We start from the raw sequence: 19,817 nt of genomic DNA, 5'->3' as shown, positions 1-19,817 counted from the left end.
AGTGTAACGCTGCTTGCGCAAGAGGCGCAAAGGTTCAGCCTATGTTTGTGATAGGGTTAAATCCAGGTTCCGCTTACATGGAAGACATTATGCATCTGACTTTTCTCGGCACCGGCGCGGGTGCGCCGAGCCTGCAACGTAACGTCACGGCGATTGCATTGACGCTGTCGAAACGGGGCGACACCTGGCTGTTCGACTGCGGTGAAGCGACGCAGCACCAGTTTATGCGCTCCGCACTCAAGCCGAGCAGGCTGGAAAAAATCTTTATTACCCACTTGCACGGTGACCACATCTTCGGTCTTCCGGGCTTGCTCACCAGCCGTTCGATGGCCGGGCTGCTGGAGCCGATGACGATTTACGGTCCAAAAGGCATCAAACAGTTTGTCGAGACGGCGCTCAGTCTCAGTGGTTCTTACACCGGCTTCCCACTTGAGATCGTCGAAATTGAAGCGGGCGAAGTGCTGGATGATGGCGAGTTCCGCGTCATCGCCTATCCGATGAATCATGTGGTGGAGTGCTATGGCTATCGCATTGAACAGCATGATAAACCGGGCTTCCTCGATGCGCCGCGCCTGAAAGCGGAAGGCGTGCCGCGCGGGCCCTGGTATCAGGATTTGAAAGAGGGTAAACGCATCCGGTTGGAGGATGGGCGCGAAATTAACGGCGCGGCGTATCTCGGTCCGGCGACCAGGGGCAAAGTGGTGGCGATATTCGGTGATACCGGCCCGACCGAAGTGGCACTTGAGCTGGCGGCTGATGCGGATGTGATGGTGCATGAAACCACGCTGGAAGCCGCAATGGCCGAAAAAGCCAATGGTCGCGGCCACTCCACGACGATTCAGGCGGCCGAGGTAGCAAAACTGGCAGGTGCAAAACGCATGATCGCCACGCACTTCAGTTCGCGTTATTTGTCGAGCGATCGAGAGAGACTGCTGGCGGAGTGCCAGTCGGTGTTTGCAGCGACCGAGCTGGCACGGGATTTCGCGGTGTTCGAAATTTAGTGCTGTAACGCCGGATAGGTAAAGAACAGCAGGTGCGTCATGTTGAACAGGAAATGGACGCCGGTGGCGACCCACACACGCCCGCTCCAGTGCCACGCCAGGCCGTAAATTAACCCGGCCAGAGTGGCGAAGACCACCAGCATCATGCCGCCAGGGAAGTGCGCCAGACCAAACAGCAGTGCGGTGAGCAACAGTGCCGCTACGCCACCGATTTTCTGGCGCAGGCGCTGTTGCACATAGCCACGGAAGAACGCTTCTTCGGCCAGCGAAACAAAGAACAGGTTTGCCAGCATAAAGCTGCCGAGCCAGTCCGGCCAGTGTGGCTCAATCGCCAGTCCACCCAGCAGCACCGCGACGTACAGCAGCAGCGGGATCGCCGCCAGTAACAGCAGCCACAGAATCTTGTGCGGCGCAGGAAACTGCTGCGCACGGAACAGCGTGGGCAAGGCAGCCAGCAGCACAAAGGGAATCAGCGCTTTATCAAAGTTGTAGTAGAAGCTGAACGGCACACTGTTGGGGCCAACCTGCATCTCCTCGATCTGGCGCGGGTTGTTAAAGCCAGGCAGCAGATGCAGGAACAGGCCACCGGCGATCAGCACCAGCAGCGCTTCGCTGATCAGCAGCAAGGCACGGTTGGTGGGATTTTCCACCCGCACCCACGCCAGCAAAGCGATGGCACCTAAAATGGCGAGAGCAGGCCAGTCCAGCACATCCTGGAACAGGCCCATTATCGTCGCCAATAACAGCAGAAGTACGGCAAGGCGTTTGGCAGGTGACAGCACAGTGAGTGCGCCAGCCAGAATGATCCACATAAAAAGTGTCCTTAGAAGGGCAACGGCAAGGGGCGGCTCAGAAACCGCACCCTATAAGCCCGTTATTCTGGAACGATCTGCGTCACGCTGTAGTGACCGGTACCCGCCGGCACCAGCTTCTGATGCAGCCACGGCAGCAGCTCTTCCATCTGCGCTTTCAGCTTCCACGGCGGGTTAATCACGATCATGCCGGAGGCAGTCATGCCGCGTTGATCGCTATCCGGACGCACCGCTAGTTCGATCTGCAAGATGTTGCGGATGTTGCTAGCTTCCAGGTCTTTAATCATGTGTTTGATTTGCTGGCGCAGCACCACCGGATACCACAGCGCATACACACCGGTAGCAAAGCGTTTGTAGCCTTCCTGAATGCCTTTCACCACATCCTGATAATCGCTTTTCATTTCGTACGGCGGATCGATCAGAATCAGACCACGACGGCTTAGCGGAGGCAGTTTGGCTTTTAACTGCTGATAGCCGTCGCCACGCGCTACGCGTGCACGGGCATCTTTGCTGAATTCGGAACGTAGCAGCGGATAGTCGCTGGAGTGCAGTTCGGTCAGCTCCAGCTTGTCCTCTTCACGCAGCAGATAGCGGGCGATCAGCGGCGAGCCTGGGTAGTAGCGCAAGGTGCCATGCGGGTTGAGGTTGCGAACGGCCGTCAGATAAGGCTTCAGCAGTTCTGGCGCGTCCGGCTGCTGCCAGATGCGCGCAATGCCTTCCAGATATTCACCGGTACGCTCGGCGTGCTCTCCGCTCAGCTGGTAACGTCCGGCACCGGCGTGGGTATCCAGATAGAGAAACGGTTTTTCCTTCTCCATCAGGGCGGTGAGGATCAGGCTTTCAACGGTATGTTTGAGCACGTCGGCATGGTTGCCGGCATGAAAACTGTGGCGATAACTCAGCATAAAAAAGAGGGGTCCGCGGTTGGATCAAAGGAGATAAAAACATCGTGTGTGGCGCGATTATAGCCGCGCTGCGTAAAAATTGCTGACGTTTCGGCGCTCGCGCTTTTTTCTTTACGGGTCCATTCTCAGTAGCATTGATTTTCACGTTAACTGACCGCATGTTAGAAAGATTGCGTCGCGCCATTGCGCGCCACCCCCACTCCATGAAGAAAGGACTGCGCTTATGACCAATCCGTTACTCACCCCTTACACGCTACCGCCGTTTTCCGCGATTAAACCTGAGCACGTGGTTCCCGCTGTGACTGAAGCGCTGAACAACTGCCGCGCTGAAGTTGAACGCGTTGTAGCACAGGGTGCACCTTACACTTGGGACAATTTAGTGCAGCCACTGGCAGAAGTGGATGACCGTCTGAGCCGTATTTTCTCGCCGGTTAGCCACCTGAATTCGGTGAAGAACAGCCCGGAACTGCGTGAAGCTTATGAGCAGACGCTGCCGCTGCTGTCAGAATACAGCACCTGGGTGGGACAGAACGAAGGCCTGTATCAGGCTTATCGCGATCTGAAACAGGGCGACAGCTATGCCGCGCTGGATATCGCACAGAAGAAAGCGGTGGATAACGCACTGCGTGATTTCGAACTCTCCGGTATCGGTCTCGATAAAGAGAAGCAGAAGCGCTACGGCGAAATTGCCGCGCGCCTGTCTGAGCTGGGTTCGACCTACAGCAACAACGTGCTCGACGCCACCATGGGCTGGAGCAAGTTGATCACCGATGAGGCCGATCTGGCGGGCATGCCAGAAAGCGCGCTGGCTGCGGCCAAAGCGCAGGCCGAAGCTAAAGAACAAGAAGGCTGGCTGCTGACGCTGGATATTCCAAGCTATCTGCCAGTCATGACCTATTGCGATAACGCCGCGCTGCGTGAAGAGATGTACCGCGCCTATTCAACGCGTGCTTCTGAGCAGGGTCCCAACGCCGGTAAATGGGATAACGGCCCGATCATGGCCGAAGAGCTGGCATTGCGTCACGAACTGGCACAGCTGCTGGGCTTTGACTCCTTCGCGCACAAATCACTGGCGACCAAGATGGCTGAGAACCCGGCTCAGGTGATCGACTTCCTGACCGACCTCGCCAAACGTGCGCGTCCGCAGGGTGAGAAAGAGTTAGCTCAGCTGCGCGCCTTCGCCAAAAAAGAGTATGGCGTTGACGAGATGAATCCGTGGGATCTCACCTATTACGGCGAGAAGCAGAAACAGCATCTCTACACCATCAGCGATGAGCAACTGCGTCCGTACTTCCCGGAAGAGCGTGCGGTGAGCGGCCTGTTTGAAGTGGTGAAACGCATTTACGGCATCACCGCCAAAGAGCGTAAAGACGTGGATGTGTACCATCCAGATGTGCGCTTCTTCGACCTGTTTGATGAAAGCGGCGAGCTGCGCGGCAGTTTCTATCTTGACCTGTATGCGCGTGAACACAAGCGTGGCGGGGCGTGGATGGACGATTGCGTCGGCCAGATGCGTAAAGCCGATGGCAGCCTGCAGAAGCCGGTGGCGTACCTTACCTGTAACTTCAACCGTCCGGTACAGGGCAAGCCCGCGCTGTTTACCCATGATGAAGTCACCACCTTGTTCCACGAGTTTGGTCACGGCCTGCACCACATGCTGACGCGCATCGAAGCGCCGGGCGTGTCGGGTATCAGCGGTGTGCCGTGGGATGCGGTCGAGCTGCCAAGCCAGTTTATGGAAAACTGGTGCTGGGAGCCGGACGCGCTGGCGTTTATCTCCGGCCACTACGAGACCGGCGAACCGCTGCCGAAAGATCTGCTGGATAAAATGCTGGCAGCGAAGAACTATCAGGCGGCGCTGTTTATCCTGCGTCAGCTGGAGTTCGGCCTGTTCGATTTCCGTATGCATACCGAGTTCAATCCGGAAAAAGGTGCGCAAATCCTCGAAACCCTGCGTGAAGTGAAGAAACAGGTTGCCGTGGTGCCAAGCCCGGAGTGGGGCCGCTTCCCGCATGCGTTTAGCCACGTCTTCGCCGGCGGTTATGCCGCAGGTTACTACAGCTATCTGTGGGCCGACGTGCTGGCGGCGGATGCCTATTCGCGCTTCGAAGAAGAGGGCATCTTCAACCGTGAAACCGGCCAGTCGTTCCTCGACAACATCCTGACGCGCGGCGGTTCCGAAGAGCCAATGGAGCTGTTCAAACGCTTCCGTGGCCGTGAACCACAGCTGGATGCGATGCTGGAACACTACGGAATTCAGGGATAAGCCTGCTTGTGAAAATCGGTTTAATCGATGAATCAGGCGCCGGAGACGGCGCCTTATTACATCTGGCGCAGCGCTGGGGCTTACAGCATGACGATCAGGCTGTAATGGCCCTGGTGCTGACGCCGGAGCGCCTTGAGCTGCGCAAACTGGATGAGCCTAAACTGGGTGGCATCTTTGTGGATTTTGTCACCGGAGCTATGGCGCATCGCCGCAAGTTTGGCGGTGGGCGCGGCGAGGCGGTGGCGAAAGCGGTGGGCATCAAAGGTGGCTATTTGCCGGACGTGATCGACGCAACGGCAGGATTGGGGCGCGATGCCTTTGTGCTGGCGGCGCTGGGTTGCCGGGTGCGCATGCTGGAACGCCATCCGGTGGTTGCGGCTCTGCTCGATGATGGCTTACGTCGTGGCTATGAAGATGCGGAGATTGGCGGCTGGCTGCGTGAACGTCTGACGCTGCTGCATGTGGTGAGTCAGCAGGCGTTGAGTGATATCACGCCCGCGCCAGATGTGGTGTATCTCGATCCGATGTATCCCCATCGTCAAAAGAGCGCGATGGTGAAGAAGGAGATGCGGGTGTTTCAGTCGCTGGTGGGGCCCGATGAGGATGCCGATGCGCTGCTGGAACCCGCTCGTCGTCTGGCGAAGAAGCGCATTGTGGTGAAACGCCCGGATTACGCGCCGCCGTTAGCGGGCGTTGCAACCCAATCGGCCGTGGTCACCAAAAGCCATCGCTTTGATATTTATCCGCCATTGGTATGATTCTGCATAATGGCGTTGCGGCGTGATTTATCGCGCGGGGTTTAAAGACGCGCGATGTATTACGCCGCTACCAAAAAAACAGGGCCATTACTGGCCCTGTTTTTATTCGTCTTCTTCGTCACGCAGCGGCACAATCAGCATATCGATATGCACGGTGTTGATCAGCTGGCGCGCTGATGACATCAGCTTGCTCCAGAAATCCTGATGGTGGCCACAGACCACTAAATCCACATCGTATTTCTTAATCGCATCCACCAGCACCTGGCCGAGATCGCCGCTGCCGCTCAGGGTTTCACTGATCGGATAACCGGCGTTGGTAGAAAGTTCTTTCAGCGCGGTGTGCGTCTCCTCAGAAATGCGTTTCTGCATGTCGCCCAGATTGACGTCAATCAGCCCGGTATAAAGGTCTGAGTAATTCACATCAACGTGGATCAGCGAGATTTTTGCATCATAAGGACGGGCCAGTGAAACGGCTTTATCAACCAGCAACTGGCTTTCCGGGGAAAGGTCTACTGCAATCAGGATGTGTTTATAAGCCATGATAAAACTCCTTCTCAAGATTCTGGGGCTACCTGAATTCCCGCCGCTCGGCGAGCGAAATCCTTTGCGCGAAACAGCGATGAAGCGCCACCAACCACAATTTATGCCCTGCAGGCGTTCTGTTGTTATGACCTGAGTATAGCCAGAGTTGTTAACAAATGCTGCAATCCACGGCTCGCTTGTGAGGAAGATCAAGCGCTATCGCAATTTTCACTCGCGGTGAACGAAAATCATCGCTGGAAAAAAATTGAACAGATCTCCTACACTGAAAATGAGTGCCACTGCCGTCTGGGTAACGCGCTCGGGTTCGCATAACAACAATGCAATTCGATTCATCTGTGGCTGGTTAATTTCCCGTGGGGCGTCTACAGCATTTCCCCGCTGCCTTCGACGTCATTGCGGCTCCAGCTGGGAGGGGAACATGATCAGCACTATCGCGCTTTTTTGGGCTCTGTGTGTGGTTTGTCTGGTGAATATGGCGCGCTACTTCTCTTCTTTGCGCTCGCTATTGGCTGTGCTGCGCGGTTGCGATCCGCTGCTGTATCAATATGTGGATGGGGCGGGTTTCTTCACGTCTCATGGTCAGCCGAGCAAGCAGGTGCGGCTGGTGCGTTATATCTGGGATAAACGCTATCGCGATCATCACGACGACGAATTTATTCGCCGCTGCGAGCGCGTACGCAGGCAGTTTGTCCTGACCAGCGGGCTCTGTTTTTTGGTGGTGGTGAGTCTGGTTGGCCTGGCGATCTGGCATTAAATAGCGGCAATAAAAAAGGGCGACCTGTGTTGAACAGTCGCCCTCTTGTTTGCCGCTAGCGGCTTAGATAATTTTCAGCGCTATCCAGTAGAGCGAACCTGACAGCACAATACAGACCGGCAGGGTGAACACCCACGCCATGGCGATGTTTTTGATCGTACGGCTCTGTAATCCACCGCCATCCACCAGCATGGTACCGGCAACGGATGATGACAGGATATGCGTGGTGGAAACCGGCATTCCGGTATAGCTCGCGATACCAATCGACACAGCCGCAGTGACCTGCGCTGACATGCCTTGCGCATAAGTCATGCCTTTCTTACCGATTTTCTCACCGATGGTGGTCGCCACGCGACGCCAGCCAATCATGGTGCCAATGCCCAGCGCTAACGCCACCGCCATGATGATCCAGATCGGCGCGTACTCGACGGTGCCCAGCAAATCGCCCTTCAACTTGTTAAGGAAGCGCTTATCGTCCGGGGTGGTCTCTGGCAGTTTCGCGGCTTTATCGGCCGTGTCCGAGACGCACATCAACAGGCGACGCATCTGGCTGCGCTGATCCACCGTCAGTTGGTCATAGCTGTTCAGATTGGTCAGCAACACTTGTGCACGATTGATAGCCTGCAGCGCACGACTGCTGTCGCAATGGAACTCATGCGGCCCGCCCACAGACTCTTCCGGCGTTGGCACCGCAGGCGGCGCCATCTGGACGATATGGGTGAGTGAATCGCTGTGCTGCTGATAATACTGTTCCAGATGATTCACCGCATCGCGAGTACGGGTGATGTCATAACCTGAGGCATTCATGTTGACCACGAAACCCGCAGGCGCAACACCGATTAGCACTAACATAATCAGGCCAATGCCTTTCTGACCATCGTTCGCACCGTGGGAGTAGCTCACGCCAATCGCCGAAACGATCAAGGCAATACGCGTCCAGAACGGTGGCTTCTTCTTGCCATCGATCTTTTCACGGTCAGCCGGTGTCATGTGGATGCGCGAACGTTTAGGGGTTCCGCTCCAGTAACGACGCAGGATGAAAATCAGCGAGCCCGCAATCACCAGGCCGACAATCGGCGACAGGATCAGTGACAGGAAGATATTAATGACTTTCGGCAGGTTGAGGGCATCAACCACCGAGGTGCCGGTCATCAGCGCATTGGTGAGACCAATACCGATAATCGCGCCAATCAGGGTGTGAGAACTGGATGCCGGTAAGCCCAGATACCAGGTACCTAAGTTCCAGATAATCGCCGCCAGCAGCATGGAGAACACCATGGCCAGGCCGTGAGCGGAACCCACATTCAGCAGTAAATCAGTTGGCAGCATATGCACGATGGCATAAGCCACGCTCAAGCCGCCCAGCAAAACGCCTAAGAAGTTGAAAACACCCGCCATCACAACCGCCAATTGCGCCCGCATCGCGCGGGTATAGATGACGGTAGCGACTGCGTTAGCAGTGTCGTGGAAACCGTTGATTGCCTCATAGAACAATACAAACAGCAGAGCGATAACCAAAAACAGGCCGGTACTGAGGTCAAGACCAGCGAACAGATGTAGCATAAACGTTACGCCATTTTTTGGAGGACATGAACGCGGCGCATTATCGGCGACAACCCGCATGATGTGAAAGGAAAATATAGTCCTTTTTTGTCTTAAAATTGCCACAAACCCCATCAGACAAGGTAAAAAGACTGAAAAATAAGCGAGTTACAATATGACACATTTACGGCATTTTTTTGACGCTGGCGCGAAATGCCGCAGATCTCTACAATCACCGCCTTTCAATTATGTGGATTAGACGCTGTGGACAAGTTTGACGTTATCGTAATAGGTGCAGGCGCTGCCGGCATGTTCTGTGCGGCGCAGGCAGGGCAGTTGGGTCGTCGGGTGCTGTTGCTGGATAACGGCAAAAAAGCGGGACGTAAAATCCTGATGTCCGGCGGCGGCCGCTGCAACTTCACCAATATGTACACCGAACCGGCGGCGTATCTCTCGCACAATCCGCATTTCAGCAAGTCGGCATTGGCGCGTTACACCCAGTGGGACTTCATCGATCTGGTGAATCGCCACAAGATTGCGTATCACGAGAAAACCCTCGGCCAGTTGTTCTGCGATGAGTCGGCGCAGCAGATCGTGGATTTGCTGTTAAAAGAGTGCGAAGACGGGCAGGTTACGTTGCGCTTGCGCAGTGAAGTGCTGAGCGTGACGCGTGATGAAAATGGCTACAGGCTGCAACTGAATGGCTCCGAGGTGCAGGCTGAGAAATTGGTGATCGCCAGCGGTGGCTTATCGATGCCGGGTCTGGGCGCGACACCATTCGGGTATAAAGTGGCCGAGCAGTTTGGTTTGAAAGTGTTCCCGACGCGCGCAGCCCTGGTGCCGTTTACGCTGCATAAGCCACTGCTTGAGCAGCTGAATTCCTTATCGGGTGTGTCATTGCCCACCACCATCACCGCGCAGGATGGCACGCTGTTTAAAGAAGCGATGCTGTTTACCCATCGCGGTTTGTCGGGTCCGGCGGTATTGCAAATCTCCAGCTACTGGCAGCCGGGTGAGTTTGTCACCATTAACCTGTCGCCGGAAACCTCGCTGGAAGAATTCATCAACGTGCAGCGCGAGGCGCATCCGAATCTCAGCCTGAAAAACAGCCTGGCGAAAATCCTGCCGAAGCGTCTGGTGGAAGTGTTGCAGGAGCTGAAGCAGATCCCGGATGTGACGCTGAAGCAGCTCAATAGCAAGCAGCAGGCCGAGTTGGTCATCACGTTGCATCAGTGGCGCGTGCAGCCGAATGGCACCGAAGGTTATCGCACTGCCGAAGTGACGATGGGCGGCGTCGATACCACGCAACTCTCCTCCAAAACCATGGAAGCGCGCGATGTGCCCGGTTTGTACTTTATTGGTGAAGTGGTGGACGTCACCGGCTGGCTCGGCGGATACAACTTCCAGTGGGCGTGGAGTTCAGCCTGGGCATGTGCGCAGGCGCTGTGAGTTATCACGTCGCCATCAAAGGCGACGCCAGTGTACGAGGTTCAGCTTTATGCTGAGGTTGCAGCGCTAATGCCTGGCTCTGCGTAACGGCGTCACTGCAGGTGTCAGGTTTTTCGGCTGGTCGTGCAGCAATACTTGCCCCAGCAGGCTATCGCTGTTGACCACGCCATACTTCAGATGCGTTGCGATATATTTGCGGTCAAAGCTGGTGAGCTTATACACCGGTGGCAACACCTCCGGTAAAGCGTCCACCATCAGCATGCGGCTCAGCTTCACCGGACGCCAGCCGCTCAGCGTTTGATACAATAACGCACCGGCTTCCGCTTTGCGTAAGTAGAAGTTGTAGTGATTCTCTTCCCGCAGCGCCTGCTGCTGAGCGATATACACCACCAGATAATCCGGCGTCTTGATGCCCTGCAGAATTGTGTCGTAGTTCGGCAGCGCCAATAATTGCTGGAAGAAGGCTTCAGAGCCTAACTCCACAATCGGACGGAAGCAGTGCAGCCAGCGGCCGATAAAGGCATTGTTTTTCGGCGCGGCGAGAAACCAGGATTCCATAACCGGATAAGCGCGATCGCGGGTGGATTCCTCGCGATAAAAAGCCACCAGGTCATAACGCTCATCCGCATTCACCGCTAACAGCTCATCGAGGCTGCGATTGAGGATAATGGTGGCATCCATCCAGATTCCGCCATAACGATGCAGCAGCTCCAGGCGAATCACATCGCTTTTGTGCGAAGCCCGCATCCCCGCGTGGACAAACTTCAGGCCTGGTAAATAGTCATGCAGATTGAGATTGTTGATTACCGTCAACGCATAGCCAGGGTTTTCACGGGCAATCTTATCGACAAAAATCTGGACTTCAGCCGGGAGCTTTTCACTTTCCCAGTACATCCAAACCTGACGCGGAATGGGCGCAGGCGGATTAGCACGACCCTGCAGGTTAATATCCTGTTCGGCTGCGGCGTGATAGGCGGGAAGGCGTTTGCGTGTGGTCAGCTTTTTTTCCGCCAGCAACGCCAGCGAAATCAAATGCATTTTAAGTTTATGGTTGGACATGATCATTCCTGTAACCCTGTCGGCCGCTATCCCAGCTTCTGCCGCTTTAGGGCGAAAAACTGGCCCTGTGACAGCGGGCACGATGAAGCGCAATGGCGCGAAAAGTGGCTCAAAATTAACAAACAGCGCCGAGCTGCTCAATAAATAAACTCTGAAAACGTTACTTTCAGAGAATACGCAGGCGCATTCACTTGCCGTACCGTTGCCGTGGGTGTTTAAGGGCTGTTAACCGATGAATCTGTTAAGATCGCCGCGTTTTTTCCAACAGGCCCATGATTCCATGTTCAAACTTAAATTCCTTCTGCCCGTGCTTATCGTCATCAGCGCGGCTGTCTGGTGGCTGATGCCGCACTATAGCGATGAAGATAAAGGCTATTACATCGCCATGTTCTGCACCTTGACCCATGATGGGCGCGACAACTCACCCCTGGCGATGCAACAGATTATTGAAGGCAGCAACTCGGACTATGCGCTGCAGAAAATTCATTTCCAGTCAGGTCTGGCAGAACATCTGCAAAGCGTGTGGCAGGATTTGTCAGCGGAGCAGCAACAGCAGGCGCGGCAGGAGAGTCTGTCCTGCCGCAAGGTGATGTCTGAAAAGTTATTACCGGGTAAAGCAGTGCAGTGATTAATGCACGGGCAGCGCTAATACCGCGTCGGTGGTTTTGATCTCGGCAAACACATCAGCAACGCCTGTCAATGCGCTCTGCTGCAGCACCTTGTGATCGACTACCTTGTTATCCCAGGTCGCCAGATCGCGCGTGGCGGTGGCATCTTCCGGGATAATGACCGAGTAGCCAAGCGGTACGGCATCACGTGCGGTGGACGACACGCACATATGGGTCATTAGACCGGTGACAATTAACTGCTTGATGCCCAGACTGTCGAGTTGTTGTTTCAAATCGGTTCCCACGAAAGAACTCGGTGTGGCTTTGGTAATGACACGATCATTTTTGCCCGGCTGCAAATCCTTGTGGAATTCAGCGAAGCGGCTGCCTTTGGCGAACAGCGGGCCATCTGCCGCGCCTTCATGGCGGACGAAGAACACCGGCATGCCATGCTTGTGTGCAAATTCAACCAGGCGCTTGCTGTTTTGCAGTGCTTTCATACCGTCTGGAATGGGCATTTTGCCGCCAGCGAAGTATTCGTTCTGAATATCAATCACGATGACCGCGGTTTGATTGGCCGTCAGCTGGGGGGTGGCGGTGGCACCGCTCATGGTACGAATGGTCGGTGCATTTTCAGCTTTGTGTTCTTCGGCAATAGCGCTGCCTGAAATTGCCATCGCTAATGCTAAGGTGCCTGAAGCAAAAAGGTTTTTCATCACTAATCATCTCTTTGATTGAGAAGTCAGGGTGACTTCCGATGCACAGCAGTATGGCGATTGTGCCGAAAGTGAAGGAGTACTGCGCATGACAAATAACGTTCACTTTGCGCCAAAAATGGCGCACCTGGATGCGCCCATTAAGGTCGGTATTGTGGTGTTTGACGACATCATCCCGTTTCATCTTTCCGTTCCCTGTGCGGTGTTTGAGAAGGCGGAACGCGAAGATGGCCGAGCTTGCTACCAATTAATGATCTGTGCCACCCACGCCGGTCCGCTTCGCACCAACAGCGGTTTTTCGATTGTCGCGGAGCATGAACTGGCTATGCTGGCCGAAGCGGATATGGTGGTGGTGCCCAGCTGGAGCGATCCTGCCGTTGCGCCACCGCCCGCGTTGTTGCAGGCGTTACAGCAGGCTGCCCAGCGTGGGGCTCAGATTGTTGGCTTGTGTCTTGGCGCCTTTGTGCTTGGAGCCGCTGGCTTGCTGCATCAGCAGCGCGCCACGACACACTGGCGTTGGATGAGTGATTTTGAACGGCTTTACCCCGATGTGACGATTGACCGTGACGTGTTGTATATCGACGAAGGGCAGATTGTGACCTCGGCGGGCACTGCAGCGAGTATCGATTGCTGCCTGCATCTGGTGCGTGAACAGTGTGGAGTGGATGTGGCCAACAGTGTGGCGCGCATGCTGGTGGTACCGCCGCATCGGCAGGGCGGCCAGGCACAATATATTGAGCAGCCGGTCTATCACTCGGCGGGCAACGATTGATTTATGTCGGCGCTCAGTTGGGCCACCGAAAATTTGCAGCAGGCCCTCACGCTGGATCAGTTGGCGGAGAGAGCGTTGATGAGTCGTCGCAGTTTTACGCGCCGTTTTAACCAAACCACCGGCAGCTGTTTCAGTGATTGGTTAGTGAATCAGCGTCTGGCATTGGCGCAGCGATTTTTGGAAAAAACCGACCAGCCGATTGAGCTGATCGCAGAAAAAGCCGGATTCTCTTCGCCATTAATGTTAAGGCGACATTTTAAAAAGAATTTGAATACGTCTCCGTTACAATACCGGAAAACATTTCGTGGTCGGGTGTGAATTAATGGTTTGTAAATCAACCTATTGATAAGAATGCATTGAAAATAGGACGGGTAAAATTATTCCCGGATCATTTTGACAGGCTATCTGATGAGAAGAATATTTCAGCGTGGCCAATGAGGGCTATTCTTAACAACGGATGGCGAACCATCCGTTGTTATGCAAATCCTGCAAAGAAAAATAGTGACGCGAATTATTAACGCATCACACAATCAATACGTGAGGGAAATTGACCTGAGCGCAGCGCTGGCGTTCTCACTTCTTTCATTTTCTCACTGCTGTTAAATCCATGCTTACGGCAAATCACGCATGGATCAGTGCTCTCTTTCGATTGCTGCTCGGCTTCGCTCCCCAGCTGACGCTTACGGCAGTAGAGTGGGGTGCAACCCATCACTTGCTTAAAGGAGCGAGTGAACGATTGCTGGCTTTCAAAATGGTATTTTACGGCCAGACTGATGATCGGTGCGTTGCTGTATTTCAGCTCGCTGACACAGCATGCCAGTTTCTTTTTACGGATATACCGTGCCAGCGTTTCATTATGATAGCGGGCAAATAATTTCTGCAAATACCATTTAGAATAACCCGATTTCACGGCGATATCATCAATGCTTAAGCGCTGATCCAGATTGTCCATAATCCATTTGGTCACCGAATCAATAACCCCTTCGTTGTATTTTTGCGGCATCTTTTTGATCCTCCATTAACTGGACATAGTGTAAAATAATTAATCTTTCCATACATCCGATTAACGTAAAGTTTTATAAGGAATTGGCTGTTTTATTATTTGTCATCAAGGCTGGTCTTGCTTTTAGTGAAATTAAGGCCGCTTTTGTTGAATCGATGTTGAATATTTAGCGTAATCACGCCCGTTATTTTTAACTCAAATTTTCCATCACTTTGCCGAGCTTAACAGTATGAGAAAACGTGGCGCTGGCACACCTCATCAATACGCACTGGCGATTAACGTGCCAGACTGATGGTTTTTTCATAGCTCAGGAGCAGTGCGCATGGCTTTTCGTTTCCCGCTAAAACAGTCACTTGCCGTGATTTTGACGGCGATGGCTGCGCTACCCACCACCTCCGCGTTAGCGGCCAATGTGTATGGCGAGCAGTTGGAAGGTTTTCAGTATCCCTATCCACTTGAACACTTTAATTTCTCCTCACAGCAGCAACCGCTGAGCATGGGGTACATGGATGTCAAACCCGCGCAGCAGGCTAATGGTCAAACGGTGGTATTACTGCACGGTAAGAATTTTTGTGGTGCAACCTGGGAAGACACCATCAAAGCGCTTAGCCAGCAGGGATATCGGGTGATTGCGCCGGACCAGATTGGCTTTTGCAGCTCGACGAAACCCGCCAATTACCAATACAGCTTCCAGCAACTGGCGCTGAATACCCATCAACTGTTAGCGCATCTTGGCGTTGCTAAGGCGGTGATTATCGGGCATTCAACCGGTGGCATGCTGGCGACGCGCTATGCGCTGATGTATCCACAGCAGACACAGAAGCTGGTGCTGGTGAACCCGATTGGACTGGAGGATTGGAAAGCCAAAGGCGCACCGTGGCGCTCGGTGGATCAGTGGTATCAGCGCGAACTGAAGCTCAGTGCGGCGGGTATCAAAAAGTATGAGCAGACGACTTACTACAGCGGTCAGTGGAAGCCGGAGTACGACAAGTGGGTGGATATGCTGGCAGGTCTCAACAGCGGGCCAGGCCACAAGAAGGTGGCGTGGAACTCTGCGCTCATTTACGACATGATTTTCACCCAGCCGGTCTATTACGAATTCAAAGACCTGAAAGTGCCGACAACGCTAATGATCGGAACCGCCGATACCACCGCGATTGGCAGCGATATTGCTCCCGCTGCGATCAACGCGCAGTTAGGTCATTACAATGTGTTGGGCAAACAGGTGACAAAGATGATTCCGGAGGCACATTTAATTGAGTTCCCAGGTATGGGACATGCGCCGCAGATGGAAGAGCCGCAGAAGTTTAATCAGACGCTGATTAGCGATCTGGCGCGTCCATTGTAAGATGCGGTGGCAAATGGGCGTGCTTATGCACGCCCTGGCATTACTGTGCCTGCTTTTTTTTGCCGTTTTTGGCTTCGTACATACGCGCATCGCTGCCTTCCAGCAGCTGTTCCAGCGACAGCGGATGGTCGGGATCAAACTCCACAATGCCTGATGAGAAGTGCAGTGCGTAGCGGCGGTCGAGATCCTGAGTTTGCTTTTGCAGGAAACGATCAAAGCGCGCCAAAACGCCCTCGGCATCGGCCTGCTGTAAGCCGTTAAACAGCACCACAAACTCATCACCGCCCAGGCGGGCAAAGATATCAGCGTGGCGGAAACTCACTTTCATCGCATCCGCAAAATCCATCAATGCACGATCCCCCTCGCGGTGGCCGAGCGTATCATTGATAGCTTTGAAACGGTCGAGGTCGAGGAAGGTCAAACTGGCCGGGAGTTGCCTGACTTCGCACTCATTCAGCGCGAGCTGTCCCAGCGTCATAAATCCGCGACGGTTGGTGATTTGTGTCAGTTCATCCGAGGTCGCTGTCTGGAACGCCACCAACTCTGCTTCGGCCATCGCGGCCAAATCGCGCAGCGTATTCATGTCATCCGCATTAAATTCGCGCGCATGGTGGTCGACGATACAGAGCGTGCCCACTTTGGCACCCGCTGGCGTACGCAGCGGACAACCCGCGTAAAAGCGCACGGGATTCTCTGAGGTTTTCACTAACGGATTATCGTGGAAACGCTCATCTTCAAGGGCGTTTTCGACCACCATCACATCGTCTTGCAGGACCGCGTGGCCACAGAACGACGTATTACGGGGTGCGGTCGCCGCGCTTTGGCCAGCGATAGATTTGAACCACTGGTGGTCCTCCTCCAGCAGGCTAACCAGCGCAACCGGCACGCCGAACAAACGACGAGCAAGGCGGGTTAAACGATCAAAACGCTCTTCTGCAGGCGTGTGCAGAATGTTGAGCGCACGTAACTGGGCCAGACGACGTGACTCGTCCGCAGGCAGTGCAGGTGCTTTCATCGCGTTACTCTTTCTTTTAAATTATTCGGGTACAACTTGACTGGTGCTTTGCTGCCATAACGGCATAAAGCGCTTAGCAACGGTTGCGATATCCATTGCTAAGCGTAACGATTTTCAGAGCACTTTTTGCTCGGCAAGATCAAGGGCAAAATAGCTGAAAATCAGGTCAGCACCGGCACGTTTAATCGCACCAAGGCTTTCCAGAACCACATTACGTTCGTCGATGGCACCCGCCTGCGCGGCGAATTTGATCATCGCGTATTCACCACTCACCTGGTACGCAGCCAGCGGCAGAGTAGTGCGTTCGCGGATATCACGCAGAATATCGAGGTAAGCACCCGCCGGTTTTACCATCAGTGAATCAGCCCCTTCGGCTTCATCAATCAGGGACTCGCGAATCGCTTCACGGCGGTTCATCGGATTCATCTGATAAGTTTTACGATCGCCTTTTAATGCCGTTCCTGCTGCTTCCCGGAACGGACCGTAGAATGAAGAAGCGAACTTGGTGGAGTAAGACATGATGGCCGTATCGATGAAGCCTGCGGCATCCAGCGCCTGACGAATGGCTTTCACCTGGCCATCCATTGCCGCTGAAGGGGCGATAAAATCCGCACCGGCTTGCGCGGCGACCACGGCTTGTTTGCCGAGGTTAATCAATGTCTGGTCGTTATCCACGCCGTGATCGCACAGCACGCCACAGTGGCCGTGGCTGGTGTATTCACAGAAGCAGGTATCGGACATCACGATCATTTCTGGCACGGTGTCTTTGCAGATACGCGACATACGCGCCACCAGGCCATTCTCATTCCATGCATCGCTGCCGGTTGCGTCCGTGTGATGCGAGATACCGAAGGTCATCACAGAGCGAATACCGGCTTTGGCGATACGCTCAATCTCATAGGCGAGACGTTTCTCAGGAATACGCATCACACCCGGCATGGCGTTAATCGGCACGTAATCGTCCACGCCTTCTTCAACGAAGATTGGCAGGGCCAGATCGCTCAGACGAAGGTGGGATTCCTGGAACATTTCACGCATTGATGCGCTTTTGCGCAGTCTTCTTGGACGTTGGAGAAGATTGAATTCAGACATGTTCGTACAACTTTTGCTGGTGAAAAAAGTGACAACAGTTTACCCCTTTTCGCCAGCGGGGATGAAGGATTGTGTGCGGAAACGAAAACTCCCGCCGCGCGGCGGGAGTGGGGAAGATTACTCGTTGATGTCCGGGTGCTGCTGCACCAGGTTTTTACGTTTCGCCTCGAGCTTAGCGATCTCTTCATCAATATCTTCGATTTTCTGCTCAATGTTGTCGTGATGCTCCTGCAGGATTTCACGCGCTTCTTCAATATCCGACGCCGCCGGTGTGGCACCGCGCAGCGGCTTGTTGGCGGTCTCTTTCATATAGATACCCGTGATCAAACCAATCACCGCGACCACCATCAGATAATAAGCCGGCATATACAGATTGTTGGTTGTTTCAACCAACCACGCGGCGAAGGTCGGGGTTAAACCGGCAATCAGTACCGAGATATTGAAGGCACTGGCCAGCGCACTGTAACGAATGTGCGTTGGGAACATCGCCGGCAGCGACGAAGCCATCACGCCGGTAAAGGCGTTAAGGATCACCGCCAGCAGCAGCAGACCCGCAAAAATCAGCCCCAGCACGCCGCTGTTAATCAACATAAAGGCCGGAATCGAGAAGGCGAACAGCGCGATACTGCCAATGATGATAAACGGGCGACGGCCAAAGCGGTCACTTAGCATGCCCATCACCGGCTGCACAAACAGCATACCCATCATGATGGCGATAATGATCAGCACGCCGTGATCTTCCGAGTAGTGCAGGTTATGCGACAGGTAGCTCGGCATGTAGGTCAGCAACATGTAGTAGGTCACGTTGGTGGCAATCACCAGACCGATACAGGCCAGCAGACTTTTCCAGTGCTTGGTGGCGATCTCTTTGAAGGATACTTTCGGGCCGTCACGCAGACCTTCACGATCGCCTTGTTCCAGCTTATCAACGTGCTGCTGGAACGCCGGTGTCTCTTCCAGCGCGTGACGCAGATACAGACCGATGATCCCTAACGGTAGCGCGAGGAAGAACGGCAGACGCCAGCCCCACTCCAGGAATTTCGCTTCACCGATGACGGTGGAAATCAGCACCACGACGCCCGCACCCAGCACGAAGCCGGCTATGGAGCCGAAGTCGAGCCAGCTGCCCATAAAGCCACGCTTACGGTCCGGCGAATATTCCGCGACAAAGATCGAGGCACCGGTATATTCACCGCCCACCGAGAAGCCCTGCGCCATTTTCGCCAGCAGCAGCAGAATCGGTGCCCAGATGCCGATGGTGGCATAAGAGGGGATCAGGCCGATACAGAAGGTACTGATCGACATGATGACAATGGTGATAGAGAGGATTTTCTGACGACCGTATTTGTCGCCGAGCATACCAAAGAACAGACCGCCTAATGGACGAATCAGGAAGGGAACCGAGAAGGTACCCAGTGCAGCAATCATCTGCACGCTTGGCGACGCATCCGGGAAGAACACCTTACCCAGCGCATACGCCACAAAGCCATAAACACCGAAATCAAACCACTCCATCGCGTTGCCCAGAGACGCAGCGGTAATGGCTTTACGTAAACGGGCGTCATCGATAATCGTGACGTCATCCAGCCCGATAGGTTTTACACGCTTCCTACGTAGTTTCATGTTGTAACCCTGTATTGGAATTCGAAAAATCCTCAACGCTGCAGACTACATTTTGTGGCCAGTCCACGGCGTTGAGAAGATTTAAGCATAGCCGTGAAAGAGGGATTTATCCGGCGTAGCAACGGTAATAATTAGGGGCGAAATGATTACGTCCCGCGACAGAGTATACCGATTTTGTGTGATATTTGTCATGTTTCAGCCAGCAACTGGCTATTTTTTGGCTAAAACTCTGGCTGAATGAGGGGGGAAACGCAGCTTATAAAATCCTGGTTATCGCGCGTCAGGCCGCGTAATGCGTGCGTTTCAGCCAGGAATGCATCAAAAAGGTGGCAAAGGGTGTCATTTATTTTTTTTCTGAAAAAAACGCGGAGAAAATTTTGATGATTATCAGCGATATCAACTGCGCATCGCTGATTGATTAATCCATTGTTCTGACAAGTGGCGGCTTGATTGCTATACCTGATTGTTGCGCAAATAAATAAGAAATTCTTATCATTAAGCGAAGCGGTAAGCTTTGCTTGCCAGCCTGTCATCATTCGGTAATACTCTGC

At 54.0% G+C, this 19,817-nt stretch carries 18 protein-coding genes and 1 pseudogene; 8 read left to right on the top strand and 11 right to left on the bottom strand.

Translation table 11 applies throughout. The features are described from left to right. Window positions 1-89 precede the first annotated feature (89 nt). The gene (gene rnz / locus CRO33_RS20635; RefSeq protein ID WP_097119469.1) at window positions 90-1,001 is read left to right on the top strand and encodes a ribonuclease Z; all 912 of its coding nucleotides are present in this window, start codon (window positions 90-92) and stop codon (window positions 999-1,001) included. On the opposite strand, the gene CRO33_RS20630 is transcribed toward rnz, so the two are convergent. Both CRO33_RS20630 and CRO33_RS20625 read right to left on the bottom strand, forming a co-directional pair. Then, window positions 998-1,813 carry a CPBP family intramembrane glutamic endopeptidase gene (locus tag CRO33_RS20630; RefSeq protein WP_097119402.1) on the bottom strand — a complete coding sequence of 272 codons (816 nt, stop codon included), beginning with the start codon at window positions 1,811-1,813 and terminating at the stop codon, window positions 998-1,000. The two genes, rnz and CRO33_RS20630, sit on opposite strands and share 4 nt — an antisense overlap. Before the next feature lie 62 nt (window positions 1,814-1,875). Further along, on the bottom strand, window positions 1,876-2,718 hold the full coding sequence (locus tag CRO33_RS20625; RefSeq protein WP_034819774.1) for a 23S rRNA (adenine(2030)-N(6))-methyltransferase RlmJ: 843 nt from the start codon (window positions 2,716-2,718) through the stop codon (window positions 1,876-1,878). A gap of 223 nt (window positions 2,719-2,941) precedes the next feature. Between CRO33_RS20625 and prlC the strand changes: the two genes are divergently transcribed. Next, window positions 2,942-4,984: an oligopeptidase A gene (gene prlC, locus CRO33_RS20620; protein WP_097119401.1), complete on the top strand. Its 2,043-nt coding sequence runs from the start codon at window positions 2,942-2,944 to the stop codon at window positions 4,982-4,984. 8 nt (window positions 4,985-4,992) lie between these two features. Beyond that, complete coding sequence (rsmJ, locus tag CRO33_RS20615) at window positions 4,993-5,742, top strand: 16S rRNA (guanine(1516)-N(2))-methyltransferase RsmJ (protein WP_058960645.1); 750 nt, start codon at window positions 4,993-4,995, stop codon at window positions 5,740-5,742. 102 nt (window positions 5,743-5,844) lie between these two features. Here the strand turns inward: rsmJ and uspA are convergent, their stop codons facing one another. Next, window positions 5,845-6,282: a universal stress protein UspA gene (gene uspA, locus CRO33_RS20610; RefSeq protein WP_034819767.1), complete on the bottom strand. Its 438-nt coding sequence runs from the start codon at window positions 6,280-6,282 to the stop codon at window positions 5,845-5,847. 421 nt (window positions 6,283-6,703) lie between these two features. Between uspA and uspB the strand changes: the two genes are divergently transcribed. Continuing rightward, the gene (gene uspB / locus CRO33_RS20605) at window positions 6,704-7,039 is read left to right on the top strand and encodes a universal stress protein UspB (RefSeq protein ID WP_034819764.1); all 336 of its coding nucleotides are present in this window, start codon (window positions 6,704-6,706) and stop codon (window positions 7,037-7,039) included. A gap of 63 nt (window positions 7,040-7,102) precedes the next feature. On the opposite strand, the gene pitA is transcribed toward uspB, so the two are convergent. Continuing rightward, window positions 7,103-8,602 (bottom strand): inorganic phosphate transporter PitA, encoded by a 1,500-nt coding sequence (pitA, locus tag CRO33_RS20600; protein WP_097119400.1) that lies wholly within the window; start codon window positions 8,600-8,602, stop codon window positions 7,103-7,105. 243 nt (window positions 8,603-8,845) lie between these two features. Between pitA and CRO33_RS20595 the strand changes: the two genes are divergently transcribed. Continuing rightward, window positions 8,846-10,030, top strand: a complete 1,185-nt coding sequence (locus CRO33_RS20595) for an NAD(P)/FAD-dependent oxidoreductase (RefSeq protein ID WP_097119468.1) — start codon at window positions 8,846-8,848, stop codon at window positions 10,028-10,030. 66 nt (window positions 10,031-10,096) lie between these two features. Here CRO33_RS20595 and CRO33_RS20590 read toward each other — a convergent pair whose 3' ends face one another. After that, window positions 10,097-11,089 (bottom strand): glycosyltransferase family 32 protein, encoded by a 993-nt coding sequence (locus CRO33_RS20590; protein WP_097119399.1) that lies wholly within the window; start codon window positions 11,087-11,089, stop codon window positions 10,097-10,099. 280 nt (window positions 11,090-11,369) lie between these two features. Between CRO33_RS20590 and CRO33_RS20585 the strand changes: the two genes are divergently transcribed. After that, window positions 11,370-11,717, top strand: coding sequence for a hypothetical protein (locus CRO33_RS20585; RefSeq protein ID WP_034820073.1), 348 nt, complete (start codon window positions 11,370-11,372; stop codon window positions 11,715-11,717). On the opposite strand, the gene CRO33_RS20580 is transcribed toward CRO33_RS20585, so the two are convergent. Further along, entirely contained in the window at window positions 11,718-12,413 is a 696-nt protein-coding gene (locus CRO33_RS20580; RefSeq protein ID WP_097119398.1) for a cysteine hydrolase family protein, read from the bottom strand. An 88-nt stretch (window positions 12,414-12,501) separates the two neighbouring features. Here CRO33_RS20580 and CRO33_RS20575 point away from each other — a divergent pair. Beyond that, a pseudogene (locus CRO33_RS20575) lies at window positions 12,502-13,503 on the top strand (GlxA family transcriptional regulator). Window positions 13,504-13,699: 196 nt separating this feature from the next. Here CRO33_RS20575 and CRO33_RS20570 read toward each other — a convergent pair. Then, a complete protein-coding gene (locus CRO33_RS20570) occupies window positions 13,700-14,188 on the bottom strand; it encodes a helix-turn-helix domain-containing protein (RefSeq protein ID WP_097119397.1) in 489 nt (162 codons plus the stop codon). 322 nt (window positions 14,189-14,510) lie between these two features. Between CRO33_RS20570 and CRO33_RS20565 the strand changes: the two genes are divergently transcribed. Next, entirely contained in the window at window positions 14,511-15,536 is a 1,026-nt protein-coding gene (locus tag CRO33_RS20565) for an alpha/beta fold hydrolase (RefSeq protein ID WP_097119396.1), read from the top strand. 40 nt (window positions 15,537-15,576) lie between these two features. On the opposite strand, the gene CRO33_RS20560 is transcribed toward CRO33_RS20565, so the two are convergent. The 4 genes from CRO33_RS20560 to CRO33_RS24465 all read right to left on the bottom strand — a co-directional run bounded on the left by CRO33_RS20560 (window position 15,577) and on the right by CRO33_RS24465 (window position 19,802). Further along, window positions 15,577-16,551, bottom strand: coding sequence for a GGDEF domain-containing protein (locus CRO33_RS20560; protein ID WP_034819748.1), 975 nt, complete (start codon window positions 16,549-16,551; stop codon window positions 15,577-15,579). A gap of 114 nt (window positions 16,552-16,665) precedes the next feature. After that, a complete protein-coding gene (gene hemB / locus CRO33_RS20555; RefSeq protein ID WP_097119395.1) occupies window positions 16,666-17,643 on the bottom strand; it encodes a porphobilinogen synthase in 978 nt (325 codons plus the stop codon). Window positions 17,644-17,760: 117 nt separating this feature from the next. Next, the gene (gene proP / locus CRO33_RS20550; protein WP_034819744.1) at window positions 17,761-19,266 is read right to left on the bottom strand and encodes a glycine betaine/L-proline transporter ProP; all 1,506 of its coding nucleotides are present in this window, start codon (window positions 19,264-19,266) and stop codon (window positions 17,761-17,763) included. Window positions 19,267-19,487: 221 nt separating this feature from the next. After that, complete coding sequence (locus CRO33_RS24465; RefSeq protein WP_141399041.1) at window positions 19,488-19,802, bottom strand: hypothetical protein; 315 nt, start codon at window positions 19,800-19,802, stop codon at window positions 19,488-19,490. Between the last annotated feature and the right edge of the window lie 15 nt (window positions 19,803-19,817).

Source organism: Pantoea sp. GL120224-02 (genome assembly GCF_900215395.1).
GTDB lineage: Bacteria > Pseudomonadota > Gammaproteobacteria > Enterobacterales > Enterobacteriaceae > Pantoea > Pantoea communis.
This window is presented reverse-complemented; position numbering and strand designations above follow the sequence as displayed.